Origin of the sequence: Streptomyces nigra, assembly GCF_003074055.1 — a bacterium.
Lineage (GTDB): Bacteria > Actinomycetota > Actinomycetes > Streptomycetales > Streptomycetaceae > Streptomyces > Streptomyces nigra.
The window spans coordinates 1,514,854-1,540,000 of record NZ_CP029043.1; the positions used below are offsets into that span (position 1 = coordinate 1,514,854).

At 71.0% G+C, this 25,147-nt stretch carries 19 protein-coding genes and 2 rRNA genes (1 of these 21 cut by a window edge); 5 read left to right on the forward strand and 16 right to left on the reverse strand.

What is annotated here, in order from left to right; all coding sequences use genetic code 11:
• Positions 1-64 precede the first annotated feature (64 nt).
• A complete protein-coding gene (locus DC008_RS07040) occupies positions 65-691 on the reverse strand; it encodes an NUDIX domain-containing protein (RefSeq protein ID WP_108706199.1) in 627 nt (208 codons plus the stop codon).
• Positions 692-774: 83 nt separating this feature from the next.
• A complete protein-coding gene (locus DC008_RS07045) occupies positions 775-2,442 on the reverse strand; it encodes a CTP synthase (RefSeq protein ID WP_108706200.1) in 1,668 nt (555 codons plus the stop codon).
• A 509-nt stretch (positions 2,443-2,951) separates the two neighbouring features.
• Here DC008_RS07045 and DC008_RS07055 point away from each other — a divergent pair.
• From DC008_RS07055 to DC008_RS07065, 3 genes are all read left to right on the forward strand, one after another.
• A complete protein-coding gene (locus DC008_RS07055; RefSeq protein ID WP_108706202.1) occupies positions 2,952-4,754 on the forward strand; it encodes a glycoside hydrolase family 15 protein in 1,803 nt (600 codons plus the stop codon).
• A 67-nt stretch (positions 4,755-4,821) separates the two neighbouring features.
• Positions 4,822-6,201: an FAD-binding oxidoreductase gene (locus DC008_RS07060; protein WP_108706203.1), complete on the forward strand. Its 1,380-nt coding sequence runs from the start codon at positions 4,822-4,824 to the stop codon at positions 6,199-6,201.
• Positions 6,202-6,266: 65 nt separating this feature from the next.
• Complete coding sequence (locus DC008_RS07065; RefSeq protein ID WP_108706204.1) at positions 6,267-7,946, forward strand: PucR family transcriptional regulator; 1,680 nt, start codon at positions 6,267-6,269, stop codon at positions 7,944-7,946.
• A 12-nt stretch (positions 7,947-7,958) separates the two neighbouring features.
• Here DC008_RS07065 and DC008_RS07070 read toward each other — a convergent pair whose 3' ends face one another.
• The 6 genes from DC008_RS07070 to DC008_RS07095 all read right to left on the reverse strand — a co-directional run bounded on the left by DC008_RS07070 (position 7,959) and on the right by DC008_RS07095 (position 14,150).
• Complete coding sequence (locus DC008_RS07070; protein WP_108706205.1) at positions 7,959-9,095, reverse strand: glycosyltransferase family 4 protein; 1,137 nt, start codon at positions 9,093-9,095, stop codon at positions 7,959-7,961.
• A 346-nt stretch (positions 9,096-9,441) separates the two neighbouring features.
• Positions 9,442-10,206: a hypothetical protein gene (locus tag DC008_RS07075; RefSeq protein WP_108706206.1), complete on the reverse strand. Its 765-nt coding sequence runs from the start codon at positions 10,204-10,206 to the stop codon at positions 9,442-9,444.
• A gap of 49 nt (positions 10,207-10,255) precedes the next feature.
• On the reverse strand, positions 10,256-11,974 hold the full coding sequence (gene recN, locus DC008_RS07080; RefSeq protein ID WP_108706207.1) for a DNA repair protein RecN: 1,719 nt from the start codon (positions 11,972-11,974) through the stop codon (positions 10,256-10,258).
• Positions 11,975-12,134: 160 nt separating this feature from the next.
• Positions 12,135-13,040, reverse strand: a complete 906-nt coding sequence (locus DC008_RS07085) for an NAD kinase (RefSeq protein WP_055622736.1) — start codon at positions 13,038-13,040, stop codon at positions 12,135-12,137.
• The gene (locus DC008_RS07090; RefSeq protein WP_108706208.1) at positions 13,037-13,852 is read right to left on the reverse strand and encodes a TlyA family RNA methyltransferase; all 816 of its coding nucleotides are present in this window, start codon (positions 13,850-13,852) and stop codon (positions 13,037-13,039) included. Before DC008_RS07090 ends, DC008_RS07085 begins: the two co-directional genes overlap by 4 nt.
• Before the next feature lie 7 nt (positions 13,853-13,859).
• Complete coding sequence (locus tag DC008_RS07095) at positions 13,860-14,150, reverse strand: hypothetical protein (protein WP_108706209.1); 291 nt, start codon at positions 14,148-14,150, stop codon at positions 13,860-13,862.
• A 42-nt stretch (positions 14,151-14,192) separates the two neighbouring features.
• On the opposite strand from DC008_RS07095, the gene DC008_RS07100 reads away from it, so the two are divergent.
• Positions 14,193-14,540, forward strand: coding sequence for a sterol-binding protein (locus DC008_RS07100; RefSeq protein WP_108710593.1), 348 nt, complete (start codon positions 14,193-14,195; stop codon positions 14,538-14,540).
• Here the strand turns inward: DC008_RS07100 and DC008_RS07105 are convergent.
• From DC008_RS07105 to DC008_RS07120, 4 genes are all read right to left on the reverse strand, one after another.
• On the reverse strand, positions 14,524-15,402 hold the full coding sequence (locus tag DC008_RS07105; RefSeq protein WP_108706210.1) for an ABC transporter ATP-binding protein: 879 nt from the start codon (positions 15,400-15,402) through the stop codon (positions 14,524-14,526). The genes DC008_RS07100 and DC008_RS07105 overlap by 17 nt on opposite strands.
• Entirely contained in the window at positions 15,399-16,418 is a 1,020-nt protein-coding gene (locus tag DC008_RS07110) for a FecCD family ABC transporter permease (RefSeq protein ID WP_235072799.1), read from the reverse strand. Before DC008_RS07110 ends, DC008_RS07105 begins: the two co-directional genes overlap by 4 nt.
• A gap of 71 nt (positions 16,419-16,489) precedes the next feature.
• Complete coding sequence (locus tag DC008_RS07115) at positions 16,490-17,533, reverse strand: FecCD family ABC transporter permease (protein ID WP_108706212.1); 1,044 nt, start codon at positions 17,531-17,533, stop codon at positions 16,490-16,492.
• Positions 17,534-17,600: 67 nt separating this feature from the next.
• Positions 17,601-18,629, reverse strand: a complete 1,029-nt coding sequence (locus DC008_RS07120; protein WP_108706213.1) for an HAD hydrolase-like protein — start codon at positions 18,627-18,629, stop codon at positions 17,601-17,603.
• Between the two features lie 72 nt (positions 18,630-18,701).
• Here DC008_RS07120 and DC008_RS07125 point away from each other — a divergent pair, with 72 nt between their 5' ends.
• A complete protein-coding gene (locus tag DC008_RS07125) occupies positions 18,702-19,994 on the forward strand; it encodes a DUF1015 family protein (protein WP_108706214.1) in 1,293 nt (430 codons plus the stop codon).
• 58 nt (positions 19,995-20,052) lie between these two features.
• On the opposite strand, the gene DC008_RS35675 is transcribed toward DC008_RS07125, so the two are convergent.
• From DC008_RS35675 to DC008_RS07140, 4 genes are all read right to left on the reverse strand, one after another.
• The gene (locus DC008_RS35675) at positions 20,053-20,799 is read right to left on the reverse strand and encodes a tetratricopeptide repeat protein (protein ID WP_208646102.1); all 747 of its coding nucleotides are present in this window, start codon (positions 20,797-20,799) and stop codon (positions 20,053-20,055) included.
• Entirely contained in the window at positions 20,691-21,890 is a 1,200-nt protein-coding gene (locus tag DC008_RS35680; protein WP_208646144.1) for a hypothetical protein, read from the reverse strand. Before DC008_RS35680 ends, DC008_RS35675 begins: the two co-directional genes overlap by 109 nt.
• A 150-nt stretch (positions 21,891-22,040) precedes the next feature.
• Positions 22,041-22,157, reverse strand: a 5S ribosomal RNA gene (gene rrf / locus DC008_RS07135).
• A gap of 106 nt (positions 22,158-22,263) precedes the next feature.
• Positions 22,264-25,147 (reverse strand): 23S ribosomal RNA (locus DC008_RS07140); it runs 239 nt beyond the window's last position.

The following is a 25,147-nucleotide window of genomic DNA, read 5'->3' on the forward strand; positions in this document are numbered from 1 at the left end:
CCCGATCGGATCAGCCGATCTTCACACCGCCGAGGGAGGCTCCGTCAGGAGGAGTGGGTGCTCCTCAGGACGTGAAGGGCCGCGCGGGCCAGGGCGCCTCCGCCGGGCGCAGCGCGTCGAGCCCGTCGCCGGCGCGCGCGGCCGCCAGCGACAGCACCCCCACGACGAGGCAGTTGTTGTGCACGTCCCCCGCGAGGACGCGCCGGACCAGGTCGTCGACCGGCACACGCGCGTGCTCCATGTCGGCCTCCTCGTCCTCCACCAGGAACCGCTCGCCCTCCGCCTCGGACAGCTCTCGGGCGAGGAAGATCCGTACGGCCTCGTCGCAGCCGCCCGGGGTGGTGTAGACGTCGGTCAGGACCCGCCAGTCCTCCGCCTTGACGTGCGCCTCCTCGTACAGCTCGCGCTGGGCGGCGTGCAGCGGGTTCTCGCCGGGGACGTCGAGCAGGCCGGCCGGGATCTCCCACAGCTTGTGGCGGACGGGGTGGCGGTACTGCTTGATGAGCAGGACGCGGCCCTCGTCGTCCAGGGCGAGCACGGCGACCGAGCCGGGGTGGACCTGGTAGTCGCGCCGCACCACCGAGCCGTCCGGCATGACCACGTCGTCCGTGCGGACGGAGGTCTTGTTGCCCACGAAGGGGGTCGCGGTCGCCCGGACCTCCCACTCCTCGGGGGTGTCCTTGATCGTCATGCCCTGCCCTTCCACGTGCGCAAAGGAAAACCGGGGCGCCCACCGTTGAAGGTTTGCGCCCCGGCCACCGTACAACTCTCGTGTTACTTCGAAATCTTCCGCTCGACCGCGGCCTTCACCAGCCCGGCGAACAGGGGGTGCGGGCGCGTCGGGCGCGACCGCAGCTCCGGGTGGGCCTGCGTGGCCACCAGGTAGGGGTGCGTCTCGCGCGGGTACTCCACGTACTCGACGAGCTTGCCGTCGGGCGAGGTGCCGGAGAACAGGATGCCCGCCTTCTTCTCCAGCTCGGCCCGGTAGGCGTTGTTCACCTCGTACCGGTGACGGTGCCGCTCCTCCACGTACTCCTTGCCGTCGTACACCTCGCGCACGATGGAGCCCTCGGCCAGCTTGGCCGGGTACATGCCGAGCCGCATCGTGCCGCCCATGTCGCCGTCGCCGGCGACGATGTCCATCTGCTCGGCCATCGTGGAGATGACCGGGTGGGAGGTGGCCGGGTCGAACTCGGTGGAGTTGGCGTCGGAGATGTCGGCCAGGTTGCGGGCCGCCTCGACCACGATGCACTGCAGGCCCAGGCACAGGCCCAGCAGCGGGATCCTGTTCTCGCGGGCGTACTTGATCGCGCCGACCTTGCCGTTCACCCCGCGCTCGCCGAAGCCGCCGGGGATGCAGATGCCGTCGACGTCACCGAGCTGGGCGGCGGCACCGGCCGGCGTCTTGCAGTCGTCGGAGGTGACCCACTTGATCTTGACGCGGGCCTTGTTGGCGAAGCCGCCCGCGCGCAGCGCCTCGGTGACCGAGAGATAGGCGTCGGGCAGGTCGATGTACTTGCCGACCAGCGCGAGGGTGACCTCGTGGTCCGGGTTGTGGACGCGGTCGAGCAGATCGTCCCAGGTCGTCCAGTCCACGTCGCGGAACGGCAGGTCGAGCTTTCGGACGACGTACGCGTCCAGGCCCTCGCCGTGCACGGTCTTCGGGATGTCGTAGATGGACCGCGCGTCGGGGCAGGCCACCACGGCCGCCTCGTCGACGTCGCACATCAGCGAGATCTTCCGCTTGATCGCGGTGGGGACCTCACGGTCGCAGCGCAGCACGATCGCGTCTGGCTGGATACCGATGTTGCGCAGGGCCGCGACCGAGTGCTGGGTCGGCTTCGTCTTCAGCTCCCCCGAGGGACCGATGTACGGCAGGAGCGAGATGTGGACGACGAAGACGTTGTCACGGCCGACCTCGTGGCGAACCTGGCGGACGGTCTCCAGGAACGGCAGCGACTCGATGTCCCCGACCGTGCCGCCGACCTCCGTGATGACGACGTCGACCTCGTCGGTCGCCATCCGGCGGATGCGGTGCTTGATCTCGTTGGTGATGTGCGGGATGACCTGGACGGTGTCGCCGAGGTACTCGCCGCGCCGCTCCTTGGCGATCACCGTGGAGTAGACCTGGCCGGTGGTGACGTTGGCCGATCCGTCCAGGTCACGGTCGAGGAAGCGCTCGTAGTGGCCGATGTCCAGGTCGGTCTCGGCGCCGTCGTTGGTGACGAACACCTCACCGTGCTGGAAAGGGTTCATCGTGCCAGGGTCGACATTGAGGTACGGGTCGAGCTTCTGCATGACGACGCGAAGACCGCGCGCCTTCAGGAGCATGCCGAGGCTGGAGGCCGTCAGGCCCTTGCCGAGCGAGGAGGCGACACCCCCGGTGACGAAGATGTGCTTGGTCGTCGTGGCTGCGTTGGTTCGGAAAGCAGCGGGCGGCATGGCCAAGAGGGGGCTCCCGTGGTCGCGATCTTGAAGTGCGGTTCGGGGTCTTCACGCCCACCGGTCCACGGGCTACCAGGGTATCAGCGACCGGGACCGATGGCTTCCGGCCACGCTCCGCGTACGCTCCGGCACGCATGAGCACACTTCACCGGGCCCCCACCGGCCGGTCACCCATTGCTCACCCGTTCGGCCGACCCGGGTTGCCCGGAGCGGCACGCAGATCATCTACGTGCGTCGTATCCTGCTCGGACATTCGCTGCCGAGCCCGGCCGGCAACACGGCACCACCCCTCGCCCGTAAGCACCGGAACAACGAGAGCTCGTCAGTTCGTTGAGCAGAGATCGTCGAGCAGTGCCCGCCGTTTTGCCTCACGGCCGGAGCGACTGCTTTGCTTCACCGCTCAACCCCGATTTACAACCACCCCTTGACCGCACTAGCGAGAGCCCCCTTGTCGTACGAGTGAGTACGGAAGAGGGGGTGACGTGGCCGTTCGACTGGAGTTGCACGTGGCCGGGCGCATCGAAGACTACGCACTCATCGGAGACATGCAGACCGCCGCGCTGGTCTGCCGGGACGGCACAGTCGACTGGCTGTGCCTGCCCCGCTTCGACTCGCACGCCATCTTCGCCGGCCTGCTGGGCACCGAGGAGCACGGCTTCTGGCGGCTCGGGCCGGCGCACGCCGCGGAGTCCGAGCCGCCCACGGCGGCCCGGCGCGGCTACCGGGGCGACTCCCTGATCCTGGAGTCCGAGTGGGACACCCCGCGCGGCACCGTCCGGGTGATCGACTTCATGCCCCCGCGTGACGGCGCGCCCCAGCTCATCCGGATCGTGGAGGGCGTCTCCGGCCGGGTGCCGATGCGCTCGACCCTGCGGATGCGGTTCTCGTACGGCCGGGTGGTGCCGTGGGTGCACAAGCACGAGGGGCGCACGGTCGCGGTCGCCGGCCCGGACTCCGTGTGGTTCGACACGGACGCCGAGACCTACGGCAAGTCGCTGACCACGTACTCGGACTTCACGGTCTCGCCGGGCGAGCGGATCGCGTTCACGATCTCCTGGGAGCCCTCGCACAAGCAGCCGCCGGCCCTGCCCGAGCCGGAGCAGTCGCTGGAGGCCACGGAGGACTTCTGGCGCGAGTGGGTCGAGCACTGTACGTACCACGGGCCCTACCGGGAGGCGGTCATCCGCTCCCTGATCACCCTCAAGGCCCTGACGTACGCCCCGACCGGCGGCATCGTCGCCGCGCCGACGACCTCCCTGCCCGAGGACATCGGCGGCGTCCGCAACTGGGACTACCGGTACACCTGGCTGCGGGACGCGGCGATCACCCTGTCGTCGCTGCTGCGCACCGGCTACCGCGAGGAGGCCCGCGCCTGGCGCGAGTGGCTGCTCAGGGCGGTCGCGGGCGACCCGGAGAACCTGCAGATCATGTACGGCATCGCCGGTGAGCGCGAGCTCGGCGAGGCCGAGCTGGACTGGCTGCCGGGCTACGAGAACTCCGCCCCGGTGCGGGTCGGCAACGGCGCGGCGCACCAGCTCCAGCTCGACGTGTACGGCGAGGTCACCGAGGCGCTGCACCTGGCGCACATGACGGGTCTCGCCCGCAACGACTACGCCTCCCTGCTCCAGCTGAAGCTGATCCGCTACCTCGAGGACCACTGGGACGAGCCGGACGAGGGCATCTGGGAGGTGCGCGGCCCGCGCCGCCACTTCGTGCACTCCAAGGTGATGGCCTGGGTCGCCGTGGACCGGACGATCAAGCTCATCGAGTCCGGTGACGCGGACGGCCCGCTGGAGCGCTGGAAGGAGCTGCGCGACGAGATCCACCGGGACGTGTGCGAGAAGGGCTACGACAAGGAGCGCAACACGTTCACGCAGTCGTACGGCTCGAAGGAGCTGGACGCCTCGCTGCTGCTGATCCCGCAGGTGGGCTTTCTGCCGCCGGACGACAAGCGGGTCATCGGCACCGTCGAGGCGATCCAGCGCGAGCTGTCCACGTCGGACGGCTTCATCCTGCGCTACCCCACGGAGGGCGAGGACGAGGGCGTCGACGGTCTCCCCGGTGACGAGGGCGCCTTCCTGGCCTGCTCGTTCTGGCTGGCGGACGACCTGGCGATGATCGGCCGCGTCGACGAGGCCCGCAAGCTGTTCGAGAAGCTGCTGTCGCTGCGCAACGACCTCGGTCTGCTCGCCGAGGAGTGGGACCCGGTCCGCCAGCGCCAGGTCGGCAACTTCCCGCAGGCCTTCAGCCACGTCCCGCTGATCGACACCGCGCTGCGTCTGACGGCGTCGGGGGCGTACGGCGGCTGAACAGGAAGGACGGCCGCGGCCTGCCTAAGCTGGGACCATCAGCCCTCTGCAGGGAAGGGGGCGCCTCATGGCCTCCCCATCGAAGGCGGGCGCGGCCCTCGCCGCGTTGCGCGAGGAACTGGTCGGCGACGTGTTCGCCCCTTCGGACGCGGGCTACGACGAGGCTCGCACCGTCTTCAACGCCATGATCGACAAGCGGCCCGCCGTCATCGCCCAGTGTGTGAACGAGGACGACGTGCTGCGGGCCGTGCGGTTCGGCAGGGACCTCGACCTGAACATCGCGGTACGCGGCGGCGGGCACAGCGTCGCCGGCTCGGCCGTCAACGACAACGGACTCGTCATCGATCTGCGGCACATGCGCGCGGTCTCCGTGGACCCCGCCGCCGAGGCGGTCCGGATCGCGGGCGGCGCCACGATGAGCGACCTGGACCGGGCCTGTCAGCCGTACGGCCTGGCGACGACGGGCGGCCGGGCCTCCACCACCGGGGTCGGCGGCTTCGTCCTCGGCGGCGGCACCGGCTGGCTGGACCGCCGCTTCGGGCTGGCCGTCGACAATCTGCTCGGCGTGGAACTCGTCACCGCCGACGGCGAGCGGGTCCACGCGAGCGCCGACGAGAACCCGGAGCTGTTCTGGGGTCTGCACGGCGGAGGCGGCAACTTCGGCGTCGCGACCGCGCTGACCCTGAAGCTCCACCCCCTGCCCGACTTCTCGATCGCGCTGCTGCTGTATCCGCCGGAGCGCGGCCGCGAGGTGGCCCGCACCTACCGCGAGCTGATCCACACCGGCCCGGACGAGGCGAGCGGAGGCGTGCTGTATCTCGCCGGTCCGCCCGAGGAGTTCGTGCCGCCGCACCTGGTGGGCTCGCTGCTGTGCGCGGCGCTGCTCACGTACGCCGGGCCCGAGGAGGATCTGCGCAAGCTGGCCGAGCCGCTGCTGGCACTGCCCCACGAGTCGGAGCTCGTGGGCGCGATGCCGTACGCCGACGTCCAGTGCATGATCGACGATCCGCCGGGGATGCGGAACTACTGGTCCGCCGAGTTTCTGACGGCCGCCCCCGACGAGTATCTGGACGTGTTCTGCGCGGGCGGCGAGGCCCTGCCGCCGGGCGGCACCATCCATGTGCTGTTCCCGCAGGGCGGGGCGATCGCGGCGGGCCCGCACGAGTACCCGGTGCCGTACCGGGACGCGCCCTGGGCGGTGCACCCGTTCGCGATCTGGGAGGACCCGGCGGACGACGAGCGCTGTGTCCAGTGGGTGCGGGACGTGCGCGCCGGCGCACGGCCGTACAGCACGGGGGCCGTCTACCTCAACTTCATCGGGGACGAGGGCGCGAACCGCGTGGAGGCCGGGCTGGGCGCCGAGAACACCCGGCGGCTCGCCGCGCTCAAGCGCCGCTACGACCCGGACAACGTGTTCCGGTTCAACCACAACATCGCGCCCGCGTGACGGGCGGACCGGTCGCCGTGGGTGCGGATGTGCCGCGGGGGCGTGCCCGCGGGTAGCGTCCGGCTATGGACAGCCGCAGGGACAGCGCGTTCGACACCCACAGCGCCGGGATCACCGTGCGCCGGGCCCTGGAGCTGCCCGGACTGCGCAGCGGGCTGCCCGAGGTCCTCGCGGGCGGCGACCGGCTGGGGCGCACGGTGCGCTGGGTCCACGCGGGCGAGGTGCCCAACATCGCCTCACTGCTCAAGGGCGGCGAGCTGCTGCTGACGACCGGCTACGGCCTGGGCACCCGGCCCGCCGAGCAGCGGGCGTTCGTGCGCACCCTGGCCGACCGGGGCATCGCCGCCCTGGTGGTGGAGTTGGGCGCGCGCTTCACCCGGCTGCCCGCCGCACTGGTCGACACGGCGCGCGCGGCGGGGCTGCCGCTGGTCCAGCTGCACCGTGAGGTGCCGTTCGTCACGGTCACCGAGGAGATCCACACCGAGATCGTCAACGGGCACTACGCGCTGCTGCAGCGGGCGGAGGAGGTGCACCGCCGGTGCACGGAGGCGCTCCTGGGCGGGGGCGGGGTGCCGCAGGTCCTCGCCATCCTGGCCGACTTCGCCGGGAACCCGGTCTTCCTGGAGACACCGGACGGCAGGCTGCTGTACGCAGCGGGCGCCGGGCCCGAGGGCACGGATCCGCTCCAGGTGTGGGAGGGGCTGCGCGGCCAGCACAAGGAGGCGCCGCCGCCCGCCGGGTCGGTGCTCGTGGACGTCCCCGGCGGTGGCGCGGGCACGGGCTCGGTGCGGGCCCGGCTGGCCCTGCTCCCGGTGCGCGGGCCACTGGCGCCGGTGCACCGGATCGCCGCCGAGCGGGCCGCGGGCATCCTGGCCGTGGTGCTGATGCAGGCCCGCCAGGAGGAGGAGCTGGCCGCCCGGGGGCGCGGCGACTTCCTGACCGACCTCGCGGAGGGCCGGGTCGGCCCGGAGGACGCCCCGGCGCAGGCCCGGGTGCTGGGCTTCAAGCCGGGGTCCGGTCCGCTGCTGCCGGTGGTGATGCGGCTCGGCGACACACTGACCGGGCACGACGGCACGTCCCGCCCCGGCGGTGTGGAGAGCGGCGGTGGCTGGGCGGTGCTGGCCCGCGCGGTCGGCGAGGAGCTGGCCTCGGTCGGGGTGCCGGTGCTGCTGGGCGTACGGCCGGTGGAGGGCCGGGTGCCGCTGCTGCTGGGGCTGCGCGCGGAGTCGGAGCGGCCGGCGGTGGCCGATCGGGTCGCGGCGGCGCTGCGGGCGGGCGCGGAGCGGGCCGGGATGCTGCGCCCGGGCACCCCGCCGCCGGTCGTGGTGGTCGGGGAGGCGGGCGGCTGGGCGGCGGCCGCGGTGTCCCTGCGGCACGCGGCGGAGACGGCGACGGCCGCCCATGGGCTGCCGGACGTGCCCTGGTACGACGCCCGGCGGCTGGACATCGACCTGCTGCTGTGGCGACTGCGCGACCATCCCGGTCTGGCGGCGTTCGTGGACCGGGCGATCGGCCCGCTCCGCGCGCACGACGACCGCTCCCGGCCGCCCCTGCTGCCGACCCTGGAGACGTACCTGGCGCACGCGGGCCGCAAGGCGGAGACGGCCCGTGAACTGCATCTGAACCGGCAGACGCTCTACAACCGCCTCGCCCGGATCGGGGAGTTGCTCGGCACGGATCTCGACGACCCGCAGACGGTCCTGGCGTTGAGCCTGGCGCTGCGGGCCCGGCGGTATGTGCCGTGACGGCCGGCGGGCTCAGATCATGGGCCGGGGCTGCGTCAACTCGTCGTAGACGCTGAGCACCTGAGCCACCGTCTCGTCCTCGGTCGGCCAGGTGGCGGCCTGCCGCACCCCGCGCTCCCTGAGCAGGTCCCGCCGCGCGGGATCGCCGAGGAGCCGTACGACGGCGTCGGCGAGGGCTCCGGAGTCGCCGTACGGGACGAGTTCGGCGGCGTCGCCGACGAGTTCGGGCACACCGCCGGTCTCGGTGGCGACGAGCGGCACACGCGCGTGCAGGGCCTCCTGGGCGAGGACGGAGCGCGCCTCCCACCGGCTCGGCAGCAGCGCGACATCGGCGGCGGCGAGCAGGTCCGTGACGTCGTCGCGGCGTCCGATGAGGCGTACGGGCAAAGCCTCGTCCTCGATCCGCCGCTGGAGCTCGGCCCGCAGCGGCCCCTCCCCCGCGATCACGACCAGCGGCGCGGGATCGAGGGCGCGCCAGGCCCGTGCGGCGTCCAGCAGCACGTCGTACCCGCGGTGGCGTTCGAGGGCGCCGACCGCGATCAGCAACGGCCGTCCGGTGGAGCCGAGTTCGGCGCGGACCTTGCCGGTGACCCGGTCCGGGTCGTCCTGCTCGGGGGCGCGGCGCGGCCGGGGCAGGGCGACCGCGGCGAGCCGCGCGTCCCGCGCTCCGGTACGGCGGGCCCGGTCGACCAGGGCGGAGGTGGTGCCGAGCACGACGGACGCGTTCCTGACGACCCGTCGCTCCAGCAGCCGGACGAGATGGGCCCGGGCGCCCTCGGCGTGGGCCCGGTCGTGCCAGGTGACGACGAGCGGGATGCGCCGGCCGCTCAGCGCGAGGACGCTGCGGAACGAGGCGTGCAGCCCGTGCGCGTGCACCAGATCGGCGTCGGCGCACGCGGCCCGCAGGGCGGCCACCGAGGCGGGGTCGCTGCTGCGGGCCACATGCACATGCTCGGCGCCCGCCCCCTTGAAGTCGTAGAGGTGATCGGCTTCCAGGGGGGCGCATACGGTGACCCGCACGCCCCGCGCGACCAGCCCCGAGGACAGCGATCGCACATGCGCGCTACTGCCGGCGTTGCCGCCGCCCAGTACCTGCACGGTGCGCAGCGACGACTGGCCGTGCGGTGAGTGGCTGCTCACGGGGGTCACGTGGCCAAGTCTCCTGCTTCGGGTCGGGCAGTCACGAAGAACGTACAGATGGATCGGGCGGAGGGGGTGTACCGCCTGAATCCCTACGCGTACGACATGTTTACGCCAAGGATGCCAGGACGCAGGGCCGTTCAGGGAACGGTGGGAGGGCGGCGGCCGGGCAACGCGGCGTGGTGAGTCACCTGCACGAGTGAGGCGAGTGGCGCATGGTCCACGAACACGCGCGCGTGGCGCACTTTTCGGCACCCGGCGTGAACCGGCGCGCCGGATCGGTTCCTCCCGGCGATCGCACCACCGCGCCCCGCCATGAGCCGCCCCGGTGCCGACACCGCCTCAGACCGCAGCCTCAGACCGCGCCCGCCCCGCGAGCGAACGCGCTCACCCGGTCCCCGTACACGGCCGCCGCGACCACGGCGGCGGCGTGGACCGCCAGCCCCGCCCGGCCGTTCCCGGCGGCCACGGCGGCACCGAGAGCCGCCCCCAGCGCATGAGCGCCCGTGTCACCGATCATCGCCCGCTCCCCCAGGTCGTCGGGGAGCACGGCCGCCGCGGCCCCCATGGCACCGGCGGCCATCCGCGCCCCCGGACCCGGGCGCAGCAGCCCGGGCGCGCCGAGCGCGAGCACCCCGAGGGCGGCCCGCCCCGGCCGTACGTCGACCAGGTTCACGGCGTGCGCGGCTCCCGCGATCACCACGCCCGCGAGCAGCCGGTCCAGCGGCCGCTCCTTCAGGAAGGCGCCCGTGACGAGCCCGGCCGCGGATATCCCGGCCAACTTGACGAGACCGCTGGTGACTTCGCCGTCCCGCAGGGCCGACAGATGGGCCCGGAAGCCCCGCCGGGGATCCCCGGCCCCCGCGATGTCGTCGTACGCCCCGCACGCCCCGGCCGCGGCCACGGCGAACCCGGCGGCGGGCGAGACGCGCGCGGTCCCTAGTGCGGCGGCGAGCGCGCAGGCGGGCCCGGCGTGCAGCGTCACGGTCCGGCCCGCGTAGTTCTTCCGCTCCCACAGGCCCGGCCCGCCGGGGGACATGGCGCGCAGCACGCTCCCCGCGGCACGGGTGAGGGCCGCGGCGAGGGCGAAGGCGGGGATCCGGCCGGAGCGTTCGATCATGCGGCCAGCCTAGGTGCCGCCACTGACAACGCCCCCGCCGCCGGACTCCCTATCCGTCCGAGCGGGCCGTCTCCAGCAGTTCCTCGGCGTGTGCCCGGGCCGTCTCGGAGTCCTCCTGGCCGGCGAGCATCCGGGACAGCTCCTTGATGCGCTCCTCGCCCTCCAGGACCTTCACACCGGACCGGGTGACGGACCCGTCGTTGGTCTTCTCCACGAGCAGCTGCCGGTCGGCGAACGCGGCGACCTGCGGCAGATGGGTCACGACGACCACCTGGGCGGACTTGGCCAGCCGGGCGAGCCGGCGGCCGATCTCCACGGCCGCCTTGCCGCCGACGCCCGCGTCGACCTCGTCGAAGAGATACGTCGGCACCGGATCGGTCCCGGCGAAGACCACCTCGACGGCGAGCATCACGCGCGAGAGCTCACCGCCGGAGGCGCCCTTGGCGATCGGACGCGGCGGCGCCCCGGGGTGCGGGGCGAGCAGCAGCTCGACCTCGTCGGCGCCGGACGGGCCGTAGGCGACGGTGCGTCCGCCGACCTCCACGCCCTCCGGGTCCTCGGTCTGCCGGATGGCGAACGACACGCGCGCGTGCGGCATGGCGAGGGAGGCGAGTTCGGCGGTCACGGCCGCCGCGAACCGCTCCGCGGCCTCCGTGCGCGCGTCGGTCAGGGCCTGGGCGAGTCCACCCAGCTCGGCGCGGAGGGCGTCCCGCTCGGCGGTCAGCTCCTCGATGCGCTCGTCGTCGCCGTCCAGCTCGGTCAGCCGGCGCCCGCTCTCCTCGGCCCAGGCGAGCACGGCGGCGACGTCCGCGCCGTACTTGCGGGTGAGGCCGGTCAGCGCGGCCCGCCGTTCCTCGACGGCCGCCAGCCGCAGCGGGTCGGCGTCCAGGTCGTCGGCGTAACCGGCGAGCTCCCCGGCGACGTCGCCGAGCAGGATGCCGATCTCCCCGATCCGGTCCGCGAGCGCGGACAGCGCCGGGTCGTGCGAGCGGACGGCGTCCAGGGCCCGCTGGGCGCCCGCGACGAGCGTCGCCGCGTCGATGCCCTCGGGGTCCTCCGGATTGCCCGCGAGAGCGGCGTGCGCGGCGGTGGCGGCCGACGACAGCGCCTCGGCGTGCCCGAGCCGCTCGGCCTCCTCGGCGAGCTCGACGTCCTCACCGGCGCGGGGTTCGACCGCGGCGATCTCGTCGAGCCCGAACCGCAGCAGATCGGCCTCCTGGGCGCGCTCACGCGCGCGTGTGACGATCTCCTCCAGCTCGGTGGCGACCGCCCGCAGCCGCCGGTAGGCCTCGCCGTACTTGGCGAGCGGCACCGCGACGGCGTCCCCGGCGTACCGGTCGAGCGCCTGGCGCTGCCGGGTCAGCTTCAGCAGGCCCTGCTGGTCGGTCTGCCCGTGGACGGCCACCAGCTCGTCGGCGAGCTCGGCCAGCATCCCCACGGGGACGCTGCGCCCCCCGAGGTGCGCACGGGACCGCCCTTCGGCGGAAACGGTACGGCTGATGAGCAGCGCGCCGTCGTCGAGCTCGGCGCCGACCTCCTCGGCCCGTACGGCGGCCGACGCGTCCGGGGGAACGGTGATCCGTCCCTCCACCACCGCCTTCTCGGCCCCGATCCGCACCAGCGCCGGGTCGGCGCGCCCGCCGAGCAGCAGCCCGAGGCTCGTGACCACCATGGTCTTGCCCGCGCCCGTCTCACCCGTGACGGCGGTGAATCCGGGCGACAGCTCGACCACCGCGTCGTCGATGACTCCGAGCGACCGTATCCGCATCTCCTCCAACACGGACACGACCTTACGAGGTCCGGGGCCGGGGATGCGACGCACCCCGGTCCCAGTCCTGTGAAGGTCCAGGTGACGAATGGGTACGGACCCCACCTTGTCACCCGGGCGGGTGGCCTTTCCCCGGCCCTTTCTCCCAGGTCTCCCAGGCCTAGTGCGGTGCCCCGCGCCAGCCGGAGACGGGCAGCGCGAACTTCGCCACCAGCCGGTCCGTGAACGACGCGTGGTGCAGCCGGGCCAGCCGGACCGGCACCGCCCCGCGCCGCACCTCGACCCGCGCCCCCGGCGGCAGCTCCACCGTCCGGCGCCCGTCGCACCACAGCACCCCCGGCGGGATGTGCGGCAGCACCTCCACGGCGAGCACCGAGTCCGGCGAGGTCACCAGCGGCTTCGCGAACAGCGCGTGCGCGCTGATCGGCACCATCAGCAGCGCCTCGACCTCCGGCCACACCACGGGCCCGCCGGCCGAGAAGGCGTACGCCGTCGATCCGGTCGGCGTCGACAGCACGATGCCGTCGCAGCCGAACCCGGTGACCGGGCGCCCGTCGATCTCCAACACCACCTCGAGCAGCTTCTCGGCGGACACCTTCTGCACGGCCGCCTCGTTCAGCGCCCAGTCGGTGTGCACGATGTCGCCGTTCTGGTGGACGACGACGTCGACGGTCATCCGCTCCTCGACCTCGTACGCCTTGGTCACCACCCGGTCGACGACCTTGTCCAGGTCGTCGCGCTCGGCCTCCGCGAGGAACCCGACCCGCCCGAGGTTGACGCCCAGCATCGGCACCCCGGACGCCCGCGCGAACTCCGCGCCGCGCAGCAGCGTCCCGTCACCGCCGAGGACGATGAGCAGCTCGCAGCCGTCCAGGCACTGCGGGGTCGCCTCCTTGACGAGTTGCACCTCGTCCGGCAGCGGCAGGTCCTCGGCCTCGGCCTCCAGCACCCGCACGCCGATCCCCGAGCGCAGCAGGCCGCCGACCACGAGTTCGGCGCTGCGGATGGCCGCGGGCCGCCCGGTGTGGGCGAGCAGGAAAACAGTACGAGCTCGGTTCGGTGTCAACGCGGCCCCTCCGCCACTGCACGGTCGATGTCGGCCGGGTCCGGAGCGGGCGCCCCGGCACGCAGCCACAGAAAGTATTCGACGTTCCCCGACGGTCCGGGCAGCGGACTGGCGGTGACCCCGTTCACCCCGAGTCCGAGTTCCCACGCCTTCCCGGCCACCGTCCGCACGGCCTCCGCCCGCAGCTGCGGACTCCGTACGACTCCCCCACTCCCCAGACGTTCCTTCCCCACCTCGAACTGCGGCTTGACCATCATCACCAGATCGGCGTCCGGTTTCACGCACCGCACCAGAGCGGGCAGCACCAGGCCGAGCGGGATGAAGGACAGATCTCCGACGACAAGATCCACTGACTCCCCATCGATCGCATCGAGCGTCAACTCGCGTACGTTCGTACGGTCCTTGACGGTGACGCGTTCATCACTCTGCAGAGTCCAGGCGAGTTGTCCGTATCCGACGTCCACCGCGACGACGTGCGCGGCGCCCGCCCGCAGCAGGACATCCGTGAAACCGCCGGTGGACGCGCCGGCGTCCAGCGCCCGCCGGCCCTCCACGACGAGCCCCTTCGGCACGAACGCGGCCAGCGCGCCCGCCAGCTTGTGCCCGCCGCGGGAGACGTAGTCGGGGTCCCCGTCGTCGGCCCGTACGACGATGGCGGCCGCGGTCTCGACCTGGGTGGCGGGCTTCGTCGCCACGGTCTTGCCGACGGTGACCCGCCCGGCCGCGATCAGCTGGCTGGCGTGCTCGCGCGAGCGCGCCAGCTTGCGGCGGACCAGCTCCGCGTCCAGACGGCGGCGTGCGACTCCTGCCACGTTCGGTTCAGCTCCTGTTTCCATACGGCGGAGAGGGCGCCGGGGGTCCCGGGCGGGCGTCGAGCGCGGTGAGCGCGTCGCGCAGCCCTCGGTGTACATCCTCGTACACCTCGAGGTGCCCGTCGGTCGCAAGGTGGTCGGCGTCACCCAGCCGTTCCAGCCAGGCGTCGACGTCGGCGTTCCCGGTGGGGGTGCGCGGGACGGCCAGCGGGGCGGGGGCGGCCGGGTCGTGCTCGTCGACGGCCTCCACGGCCTCCTCGCCGGCCGGTGACGTGGCCTCGGGCGCAGAGTCGTTCATGCGCAGACGCTACCGCGAACCCCTGGGGTACCGTCGATGACGATGGCCACGATCGAGGAGTGCCGCGCCGCACTCGAGAAGCTCTCGGAGTCCATGCAGCGCGCCGAGGGGGACGTCCACGCGGCGACCGCCCTGGACCGCTCGGTGAGCTGCCACATCACCGACCTGGACGTGACGTTCACCGGCCGGATGACCGGCGGCCGCATCCACGTCGACCACACCCTCCAGGGCCCGCCCCGCGACAAGGCGCAGATCCGCCTGACCATGACCGGCGACGACCTGGTCGCCCTGGTCGCCGGCGAGCTGCACTTCGCCAAGGCCTGGGGCGCGGGCCGGGTGAAGCTCCACGCGGGCGTCCGCGATCTGCTGCTGCTCAGGAAGCTCCTGTGACGGCGGCCTTCGTACGGGCCTTGCGGGCCGCCGGCACCACCAGCGGCGTGCCCGTCTCCGGGTCGTCGATGACCTGACAGCGCAGCCCGAAGACCTCCTCGACCAGTTCGGCCGTGACGACGTCCCCCGGCGCTCCCTCGGCGACGACCCGCCCCTCCCGCAGGGCGATCAGATGGGTGGCGTAGCGGGCGGCGTGGTTGAGGTCGTGGAGCACGGCGACGAGGGTGCGGCCCTGCTCCTCGTGCAGTTCCGCGCACAGGTCCAGCACATCGATCTGGTGCTGGATGTCCAGGTAGGTCGTCGGCTCGTCGAGCAGCAGCAGCGGGGTCTGCTGGGCCAGCGCCATGGCGATCCACACCCGCTGGCGCTGCCCGCCGGACAGCTCGTCCACATAGCGGTCCGCGAGCTCGGCCACCCCGGTCTGCTCCATGGACTCCCGTACGACCCGCTCGTCCTCGGCGGACCACTGCCGCAGGATGCCCTGGTGCGGGTACCGGCCGCGGCCGACCAGGTCGGCGACCGTGATGCCGTCGGGCGCGATGGAGGACTGTGGCAGCAGGCCCAGAGTGCGCGCGACCTTCTTCGGCGGGATCGACTGGATGGCCTTGCCGTCCAGCAGCACCCGCCCCTCGGCCGGCTTGAGCATGCGCGACAGGGCGCGCAGCAGCGTGGACTTGCCGCACGCGTTGGGGCCGACGATCACGGTGAAGGAGTGGTCGGGTATCTCCACCGACAGCTGCTCCGCGATGACCCGCTGGTCGTAGGCGAGGGTGACGTTGTCGGCGGACAGGCGGTTCACTGTGCTCCTTCGGTTGTTCGGCCCGTGGGTCGCCTCGCTGCCGAGGCCGCTGCCGGCGCTCATATCCGGCCCGCCCTGCGCTCGGTGACCAGCAGCCAGAGCAGATACACGCCGCCGAGCACGCCCGTGACCACACCCACCGCGAGCTGGTCGGCGCCGAAGACCCGCTGGGACGTCCAGTCGGCGGTGACCAGCAGGGTCGCGCCCATGCACAGCGAGGGCAGCAGGTTCGGGCCGGGCGAACGGGTCAGCCGGCGGGCCAGCTGCGGCGCGGTGAGCGCCACGAAGCTGACCGGTCCCGCGGCGGCGGTGGCGGCCGCGGTGAGCAGCACGGCGGCCAGCATCAGCAGCAGCCGCACCCGCTCGACCCGCACCCCGAGCGCGTACGAGACGTCGTCGCCCATCTCCATCATGCGCAGCGCGCGGCCGTTGCCCAGGACGAGCGGGACGAGCACCGCGCACAGCGCGAGCAGCGGCCAGACCTGCTCCCAGTCCCGGCCGCTGAGCGACCCGGTCATCCACACCACGGCACGGGCCGCGTCGACCATGTCGGCCTTGGTCAGCAGATAGCCGTTGACCGCCGTCATGATCGCCGACATGCCGATGCCGACCAGGACGAGCCGGTAGCCGTGCACGCCCCGCTTCCAGGCCAGCAGATAGATGGCCAGGCCGGTCGCGAGCCCGCCGGCGAGGGCCCCGAGGGTGACCTGGCGGGCGTCCCCGGCGACCAGCACGATCACCACGAGCGCCCCAGCCGTGGCGCCCTGGCTCAGCCCTAGGATGTCCGGGCTGCCCAGCGGGTTGCGGGACAGCGCCTGGAACAGCGCGCCGCCCAGACCGAGCGAGGCGCCGACCAGCAGGGCGACCAGCACCCGCGGCAGTCGCAGGTCGATGACGACGAGCTCCTGCCCCGGGTTGCCGTCCCCGAGCAGCGTCCTGACCACGTCTTGGGTGCCGATCGGGAACTCGCCGGTGCCGATCAGCAGGACACCGGCGGCCAGCGCGGCGGCCAGCAGGACGACGACCACGGTCAGCGCCCGCACGTCGAGGCGGACGGAGAGGCCGCCCGGGGTGCGCAGGGCGCGCGCGGTACGCCCGCGCCGCGCGGTGGCGGCCGCCTCGTCCCGCGGTGCCTGCTTCGATGCGGTGCTCACAGCTGGGCCGTCCTCCGCCGTCGTACGAGAAAGATGAAGACCGGTCCGCCGAGGATCGCGGTGACGATGCCGACCTGGAGCTCCGAGGGCCGCGCGACGACCCGGCCGATCACGTCGGCGCCGAGCAGCAGCACGGGCGACAGGACGGCCGCGTAAGGCAGGATCCAGCGCAGATCCGGGCCGGTGAACGAACGCACCACGTGCGGCACCATCAGTCCGACGAACACGATCGGCCCGCAGGCGGCGGTCGCCGCACCGCACAGCACGGTCGCGGCGAGCATCGACAGCACACGGGTGCGGTTCAGCCGGGCGCCGAGAGCCCGGGCGGTATCGTCCCCCATCTCCATGGCGTTGAGCGGCCGGGCCAGACACAACGCGAGCACCATGCCGGCGATGAGGAACGGCAGGACCTGCCGGATGGTGGAGTCTGTCGCCGACGTCAGCGAACCGACCGTCCAGAAGCGCATCTTGTTGAGCGCCGCGTTGTCCAGGATCATCACGGCCTGCAGATAGCCGTACAGGGCGGCGCTGATGGCCGTGCCCGCGAGCGCCAGCCGCACCGGTGTGGCGCCCCGGCTGCCGCCGAGGAACCAGACGAGCGCCCCGACCCCCGCAGCGCCGGCGAACGCGAACCACACATACCCGCTCAGGCTGGTGACGCCGAGAAAGGTGATGGCGGTGACGACGGCGGCGGACGCGCCCGCGTTGATGCCGAGCAGCCCGGGATCGGCGAGCGGATTGCGCGTGAGGGCCTGCAGGACGGCTCCCGCCAGCCCGAGCGCGGCACCGGCGAGCACCCCGAGGACGGTCCGTGAGATCCGGTCGTCCACGACGACGTCGGCGTAGGTGCCCGTGCTCCCGAACAGCCCGTGCCAGACCTCGCCGAGCGACAGCTGTTTCGCGCCGATCGCGACGCTCGCCAGAACGACGGCCACCAGGATCAGGGCGGAGAGCAGCAGCCCGACGGCACGCGCGGCCCGACGGCTCGGTGACACTGGCACCGACGGGGCGCGCTCTTGGGGAGGACTGTCGACCAACACGCAGTTAGGTTAGCCTAGCCTGCCAATCAACGACGATGCCCTCCCGCACGGCGACGCACCCCCGGGGTCACAACCCCAGCCGCGCCAGCGCCTTCTCCGCGTCCAGCGTGCACACGCCGTCCCCGGCCCAGGTCCAGGCCGCCGCGCACAGCGCCCGCAGCCCGTCCAAGGGCGCGCCGTCCCCGTCGAGTTCCAGCCGCTCGCCCCGCGCCGACGCCGTCCAGCCGCCGCACCGGAAGCCGTCCCCGTCACCGGCGACCTCGGGCTGTCCGGTGAGCAGCCCCCGCAGATCCGCGTCCACATACGTCGGCCGGTGCTGCGGCGGCGCCGCCAGCAACTGGGCGCCGTCCGTGACCCCGGTCAGCACCAGCAGCGAGTCCACCTCGCCGTTGAACGCGCCCTCGATGTCCGTGTCCAGCCGGTCCCCGACCACCAGCGGCCGCTCGGCACCGGTCCGCAGCACGGTCTCGCGGTGCATCGGAGGCAGCGGCTTCCCCGCCACCTGCGGCTCCGCACCGGTCGCGATCCGTACGACCTCCACCGCCGCCCCATTGCCCGGCGCGATCCCCCGCGCGCCCGGAATCGTCAGATCCGTGTTGGACGCGAACCACGGCACCCCGCGCGCGATCGCGTAGCACGCCTCCGCGAACCGGCCCCACGGCAGCTCGGGCCCGCCGTACCCCTGCACGACCGCCGCCGGGTCGTCGTCCGCCGAGTCGACCGGCACGAGACCGCGCTCGCGCAGCGCCACCCGCAGCCCCTCCCCGCCGATCACCAGCACCCGGGAGCCCTGCGGCACCTGCTCGCTGATGAGCCGCGCCACCGCCTGCGCCGAGTTGATCACGTCGTCCGCGCCGGTCGGTATGCCCAGCTCCGTCAGATGCGCCGCCACCGTGTCCGGGGTGCGCAGCGCGTTGTTCGTGACGTACGCCAGATGCATCCCGCCCGCCCTGGCCGCCGCGAGCGAGTCCACGGCGTACGCGATCGCGTCACCCCCGGCGTACACCACACCGTCGAGGTCGAGCAGCGCCGTGTCGTACGCCTCGCTCAGCACCCGGCCACACGCCCCGGGCCTCGTCCTGACGCTCTGGCTCATCCCGCATCGCTCCTCGTTCGACGGCTTTCCCCCGATCATCCCCCATGCCACGGACACCCGTACGATGCCGGGATGAACACAGCAGGTCACCCGGAACCACCGGCGGGCCCCGGCCTGGAACTCACCCCGTTCCGCGGCCTCCGCTACGACCCCGACCGGGTCGGCGGTCTGGCGGCCGTGACATCCCCGCCGTACGACGTCGTCGTACGGCCCGACGGCCTGCACCACCTCCAGGACGCGGACCCGTACAACATCGTCCGCCTCATCCTGCCGCAGGCCGCCAGCCCCGCCGCCCGCAACGAGCAGGCCGCGAAGACGCTGCGCCGCTGGCTGTCCGAGGGCATCCTCAGGGCCGACCCCGAACCCGCGCTCTACGTCTACGAGCAGCGCTCCGACGACGGCATGCTCCAGCGCGGCGTCATCGGCACCCTGCGTCTGTCGGACCCGTCCGAGGGGGTCGTCCTGCCGCACGAGGACGTCATGCCGCACGTGGTCGCCGACCGCGCCGCCCTGATGCGCGCCACCTCGGCGAACCTCGAACCCCTGCTGCTCACCTACCGCGGCGACGGCACCGAGAACGACACCAGCGCGGTCATCGACCGCACGGCCGCCCTGCCGCCGCTGTTCGCCACCACCACCGAGGACGGCTACCGCCACCGCCTGTGGTCGCTCACCGACCCCGCCGACGTGGCCCACATCCGCTCGGACCTGGCCCCCCGCCAGGCCCTGATCGCCGACGGCCACCACCGCTGGGCCACCTATCTGCGGCTGCGGGACGAGCACCCCTCCCCCAGCCCCTGGGACCACGGCCTGGTCCTCCTGGTCGACACGGCCCGCCACCCGCTGCGCGTACGGGCCATCCACCGCCTCCTGCACGACCTGGCGCCGGCCGACGCCCTGGCCGCCCTCGACGGCCACTTCCGCGCACGCCGCCTCGACGTGCCCCTCACCGAGGCGCTGGACCACCTGGCCGACGCGGCCCACAAGGGCAACGCGTACCTCCTGGCCGGCGACGGCGGCTTCCACCTCGTCGACCGGCCGGACCCGGCCCTGCTCGACCGCACGGTCCCCGCCGACCGCCCGGCCGCCTGGCGCACCCTGGACGCCACCGTCCTGCACGCCACGCTCCTCGCGCACATCTGGCGCATCCCCGAGGACGACCCGGCCCGTATCGCCTACATCCACGACACCGCCGCCACCGTGCGCAAGGCGGAACGCGACGGCGGCACGGCCGTGCTCATGCACCCCGTCCGCGAGGACGTCGTCCGCGACCTCGCGCGCCAGGGCGTCACCATGCCCCGCAAGTCGACGTCCTTCGGCCCGAAACCGGCCTCGGGCCTGGTGCTGCGCGCCCTGGACGTCTGAGAACGCCGAAGGGGCGGGATCCCTGCCGGGATCCCGCCCCTCCTCACACGTCAGTCACTCACTCGTCGTCCGCCGGCGCCGCCGCGGCACCGCCGCCGCTCTGGCCCTCGCCGTCGTCCTCCGACTCGTCGAAGGCGTCGACGAACTCGACACCGTCCAGCTCCGCGAGCCGGTCCGAGGCGTCCGTGCTGCCGTCCTTGTCGGCCTCCACGGCCTTCGCGAACCACTCCCGCGCCTCGCCCTGCCGCCCGGCGGCCAGCAGCGCGTCCGCATACGCGTACCGCAGTCGCGCGGTCCACGGCTGCACGGAGTTGGACGCGAGCTCCGGGCTCTGCAGCGTCACGATCGCCGCGTCCAGCTGCCCCATGTCACGCCGGGCACCGGCCGCGACCAGGCGCATCTCGACCTGCCCGGCCTTGTCGAGCTTGTGCACCTCGGGCGCACCGGCCATGTCCAGCGCCTTCTCGGGACGCCCGAGTCCACGCTCGCAGTCGGCCATGAGCGGCCACAGCTCCACGGTCCCGGTCATCCGCCGCGCGGCACGGAACTCCGCCAGCGCCTCGGTGTACTTCTGGTTGGCGTACGCCGCGAAGCCCGCCGCCTCCCGTACGGCCGCGACACGCGACGCCAGCCGCAGCGCGACCCGCGAGTAGCCGTACGCGCCCTCGGGGTCCTCGTCGATGAGCCGCGCGACCATCACCAGGTTGCGCGCGACATCCTCGGCGAGCGTCTTCGGCAGGCTCTGAAGCTCCTGCCGTACGTCCTTGTCGATCTCGTCGCCGGTGACGTCCTCGGGGATCGGCAGCCGCTTGATCGGCTCACGGTCACGGTCCCGGTCGTCCCGGAACCCACCGGGGCGGCCGCCACCGCGACGGTCGTCACGCCGGTCGTCGCGCCGGTCATCCCTGCGGTCGTCCCGCCCACGGAACCCTCCGGGGCGTCCACCACGGTCGTCCCGGCGCGGCCCACGAGCACCACGGTCGTCACGCCCACGGAAACCGCCACGGTCGCCGTCACGCCGGTCATCCCGGCGGAAGCCACCCCGGTCACCGTCACGACGGTCATCACGGCGGTCATCACGCCGATCGTCGCGACGGTCATCACGCCGGTCGTCCCTGCGGAAGCCACGGTCGCGGTCGCCGCCACGGTCACCGCGGTCAGCACGGTCGTCACGACGGAACCCGCGGTCCCGGTCGTCACGCCCACGGAACCCACCACGGTCGCCGTCACGCCGGTCATCGCGCCGGAAGCCACCCCGGTCACCGTCACGACGGTCATCACGGCGATCGTCGCGACGGTCATCACGCCGGTCGTCCCTGCGGAAGCCGCGATCGCGGTCGCCGCCACGGTCACCGCGGTCAGCACGGTCGTCACGACGGAACCCACGGTCCCGGTCGTCATCCCGACGGAAGCCGCGGTCCCGGTCCCGGTCGTCCCTGCGGAAGCCACGGTCGCGGTCGTCGCTACGGCGATCGTCCCTGCGGTCGTCGCGCCGGCCGTACCCGCCACCACTGCCGCCACCACGGTTGTCGTCACGTCGGTAGGCCGGACGGTCGCCGTCCCGACGGAAGCCACGGTCCCGGTCCCGGTCGTCACGGCGCGGGGCGCCGGCTCGGTCGTCACGGCGCGGGGCGCCGGGCCGGTCGTCGCGGCGGAACCCGGGACGCTGCCCACGGTCTCCGTCACGACGGTCATCACGGCGGTCGTCCCTGCGGTCATCGCGACGGTCGTCACGCCGGCCGTAGCCGCCGCCAGTGCCACCACCGCGGTTGTCGTCGCGCCGGAACCCTCCGCGGTCACCACCCCGGTCGTTCCGACGGTCGTCGCGCCGGTCGTTGTCCCGTCGGAAGCCGCCCCGATCACCACGGTCACCTCGGTAACCACCACGGTCACCACTGTCCCGTCGCCGCTGGTCGCGCTCCGGTCGATCGTCGGGAGAGTTGGTGGACATGGTGACTCCTGTCTTCGGTACTGCAAGCATTGTAAAAACGAAAGGACCCCTGGTCCCAGCTGAACGCTGGTGACCAGGGGTCCTTCCCAAAGATTGTTCGGCGGTGTCCTACTCTCCCACAGGGTCCCCCCTGCAGTACCATCGGCGCTGTAAGGCTTAGCTTCCGGGTTCGGAATGTAACCGGGCGTTTCCCTCACGCTATGACCACCGAAACCCTAATGGTTTCGAGCGAACAAGCACACTCTTTAGTTATGTGTTCTGCTCAAGAAACCGGCAACGGTCGTTGCCTCAGAACTAACACAGTGGACGCGAGCAACTGAGGACAAGCCCTCGGCCTATTAGTACCGGTCACCTCCACACGTTACCGTGCTTCCAGATCCGGCCTATCAACCCAGTCGTCTACTGGGAGCCTTACCCCATCAAGTGGGTGGGAGTCCTCATCTCGAAGCAGGCTTCCCGCTTAGATGCTTTCAGCGGTTATCCCTCCCGAACGTAGCCAACCAGCCATGCCCTTGGCAGGACAACTGGCACACCAGAGGTTCGTCCGTCCCGGTCCTCTCGTACTAGGGACAGCCCTTCTCAAGACTCCTACGCGCACAGCGGATAGGGACCGAACTGTCTCACGACGTTCTAAACCCAGCTCGCGTACCGCTTTAATGGGCGAACAGCCCAACCCTTGGGACCGACTCCAGCCCCAGGATGCGACGAGCCGACATCGAGGTGCCAAACCATCCCGTCGATATGGACTCTTGGGGAAGATCAGCCTGTTATCCCCGGGGTACCTTTTATCCGTTGAGCGACGGCGCTTCCACAAGCCACCGCCGGATCACTAGTCCCGACTTTCGTCCCTGCTCGACCCGTCGGTCTCACAGTCAAGCTCCCTTGTGCACTTACACTCAACACCTGATTGCCAACCAGGCTGAGGGAACCTTTGGGCGCCTCCGTTACTCTTTAGGAGGCAACCGCCCCAGTTAAACTACCCATCAGACACTGTCCCTGATCCGGATCACGGACCCAGGTTAGACATCCAGCACGACCAGACTGGTATTTCAACGACGACTCCACCTGAACTGGCGTCCAAGCTTCACAGTCTCCCAGCTATCCTACACAAGCCGAACCGAACACCAATATCAAACTGTAGTAAAGGTCCCGGGGTCTTTCCGTCCTGCTGCGCGAAACGAGCATCTTTACTCGTAGTGCAATTTCACCGGGCCTATGGTTGAGACAGTCGAGAAGTCGTTACGCCATTCGTGCAGGTCGGAACTTACCCGACAAGGAATTTCGCTACCTTAGGATGGTTATAGTTACCACCGCCGTTTACTGGCGCTTAAGTTCTCAGCTTCGCCCGACCGAAATCGGACTAACCGGTCCCCTTAACGTTCCAGCACCGGGCAGGCGTCAGTCCGTATACATCGCCTTACGGCTTCGCACGGACCTGTGTTTTTAGTAAACAGTCGCTTCTCGCTGGTCTCTGCGGCCACCCCCAGCTCGAGGAGCAAGTCCTCTCACCGGATGTGGCCCCCCTTCTCCCGAAGTTACGGGGGCATTTTGCCGAGTTCCTTAACCATAGTTCACCCGAACGCCTCGGTATTCTCTACCTGACCACCTGAGTCGGTTTAGGGTACGGGCCGCCATGAAACTCGCTAGAGGCTTTTCTCGACAGCATAGGATCATCCACTTCACCACAATCGGCTCGGCATCAGGTCTCAGACTCAATGGTGTGCGGATTTGCCTACACACCGTCCTACACCCTTACCCCGGGACAACCACCGCCCGGGATGGACTACCTTCCTGCGTCACCCCATCACTCACCTACTACCAGCTCGGGTCACCGGCTCCACCACTCCGACCTCGTCCGAAGACTCAGCCGGCGGCTTCACGGGCTTAGCATCACTGGATTCGATGTTTGACGCTTCACAGCGGGTACCGGAATATCAACCGGTTATCCATCGACTACGCCTGTCGGCCTCGCCTTAGGTCCCGACTTACCCTGGGCAGATCAGCTTGACCCAGGAACCCTTAGTCAATCGGCGCAAACGTTTCTCACGTTTGTATCGCTACTCATGCCTGCATTCTCACTCGTGAACCGTCCACAACTACCTTCCGGTGCTGCTTCACCCGGCACACGACGCTCCCCTACCCATCCACACAGGCGTTGGCCCTATTGTGTGAATGACACGACTTCGGCGGTACGCTTGAGCCCCGCTACATTGTCGGCGCGGAATCACTAGACCAGTGAGCTATTACGCACTCTTTCAAGGGTGGCTGCTTCTAAGCCAACCTCCTGGTTGTCTCTGCGACTCCACATCCTTTCCCACTTAGCGTACGCTTAGGGGCCTTAGTCGATGCTCTGGGCTGTTTCCCTCTCGACCATGGAGCTTATCCCCCACAGTCTCACTGCCGCGCTCTCACTTACCGGCATTCGGAGTTTGGCTAAGGTCAGTAACCCGGTAGGGCCCATCGCCTATCCAGTGCTCTACCTCCGGCAAGAAACACACGACGCTGCACCTAAATGCATTTCGGGGAGAACCAGCTATCACGGAGTTTGATTGGCCTTTCACCCCTAACCACAGGTCATCCCCCAGGTTTTCAACCCTGGTGGGTTCGGTCCTCCACGAAGTCTTACCTCCGCTTCAACCTGCCCATGGCTAGATCACTCCGCTTCGGGTCTTGAGCGCGCTACTGAATCGCCCTATTCGGACTCGCTTTCGCTACGGCTTCCCCACACGGGTTAACCTCGCAACACACCGCAAACTCGCAGGCTCATTCTTCAAAAGGCACGCAGTCACGAGAATGGAGCAAGCTCCACTCCGACGCTCCCACGGCTTGTAGGCACACGGTTTCAGGTACTATTTCACTCCGCTCCCGCGGTACTTTTCACCATTCCCTCACGGTACTATCCGCTATCGGTCACCAGGGAATATTTAGGCTTAGCGGGTGGTCCCGCCAGATTCACACGGGATTTCTCGGGCCCCGTGCTACTTGGGTGTCTCTCAAACGAGCCGCTGACGTTTCGACTACGGGGGTCTTACCCTCTACGCCGGACCTTTCGCATGTCCTTCGCCTACATCAACGGTTTCTGACTCGTCGACCAGCCGGCAGACTGATCAAGAGAGATCCCACAACCCCGAATGCGCAACCCCTGCCGGGTCTCACACGCATACGGTTTGGCCTCATCCGGTTTCGCTCGCCACTACTCCCG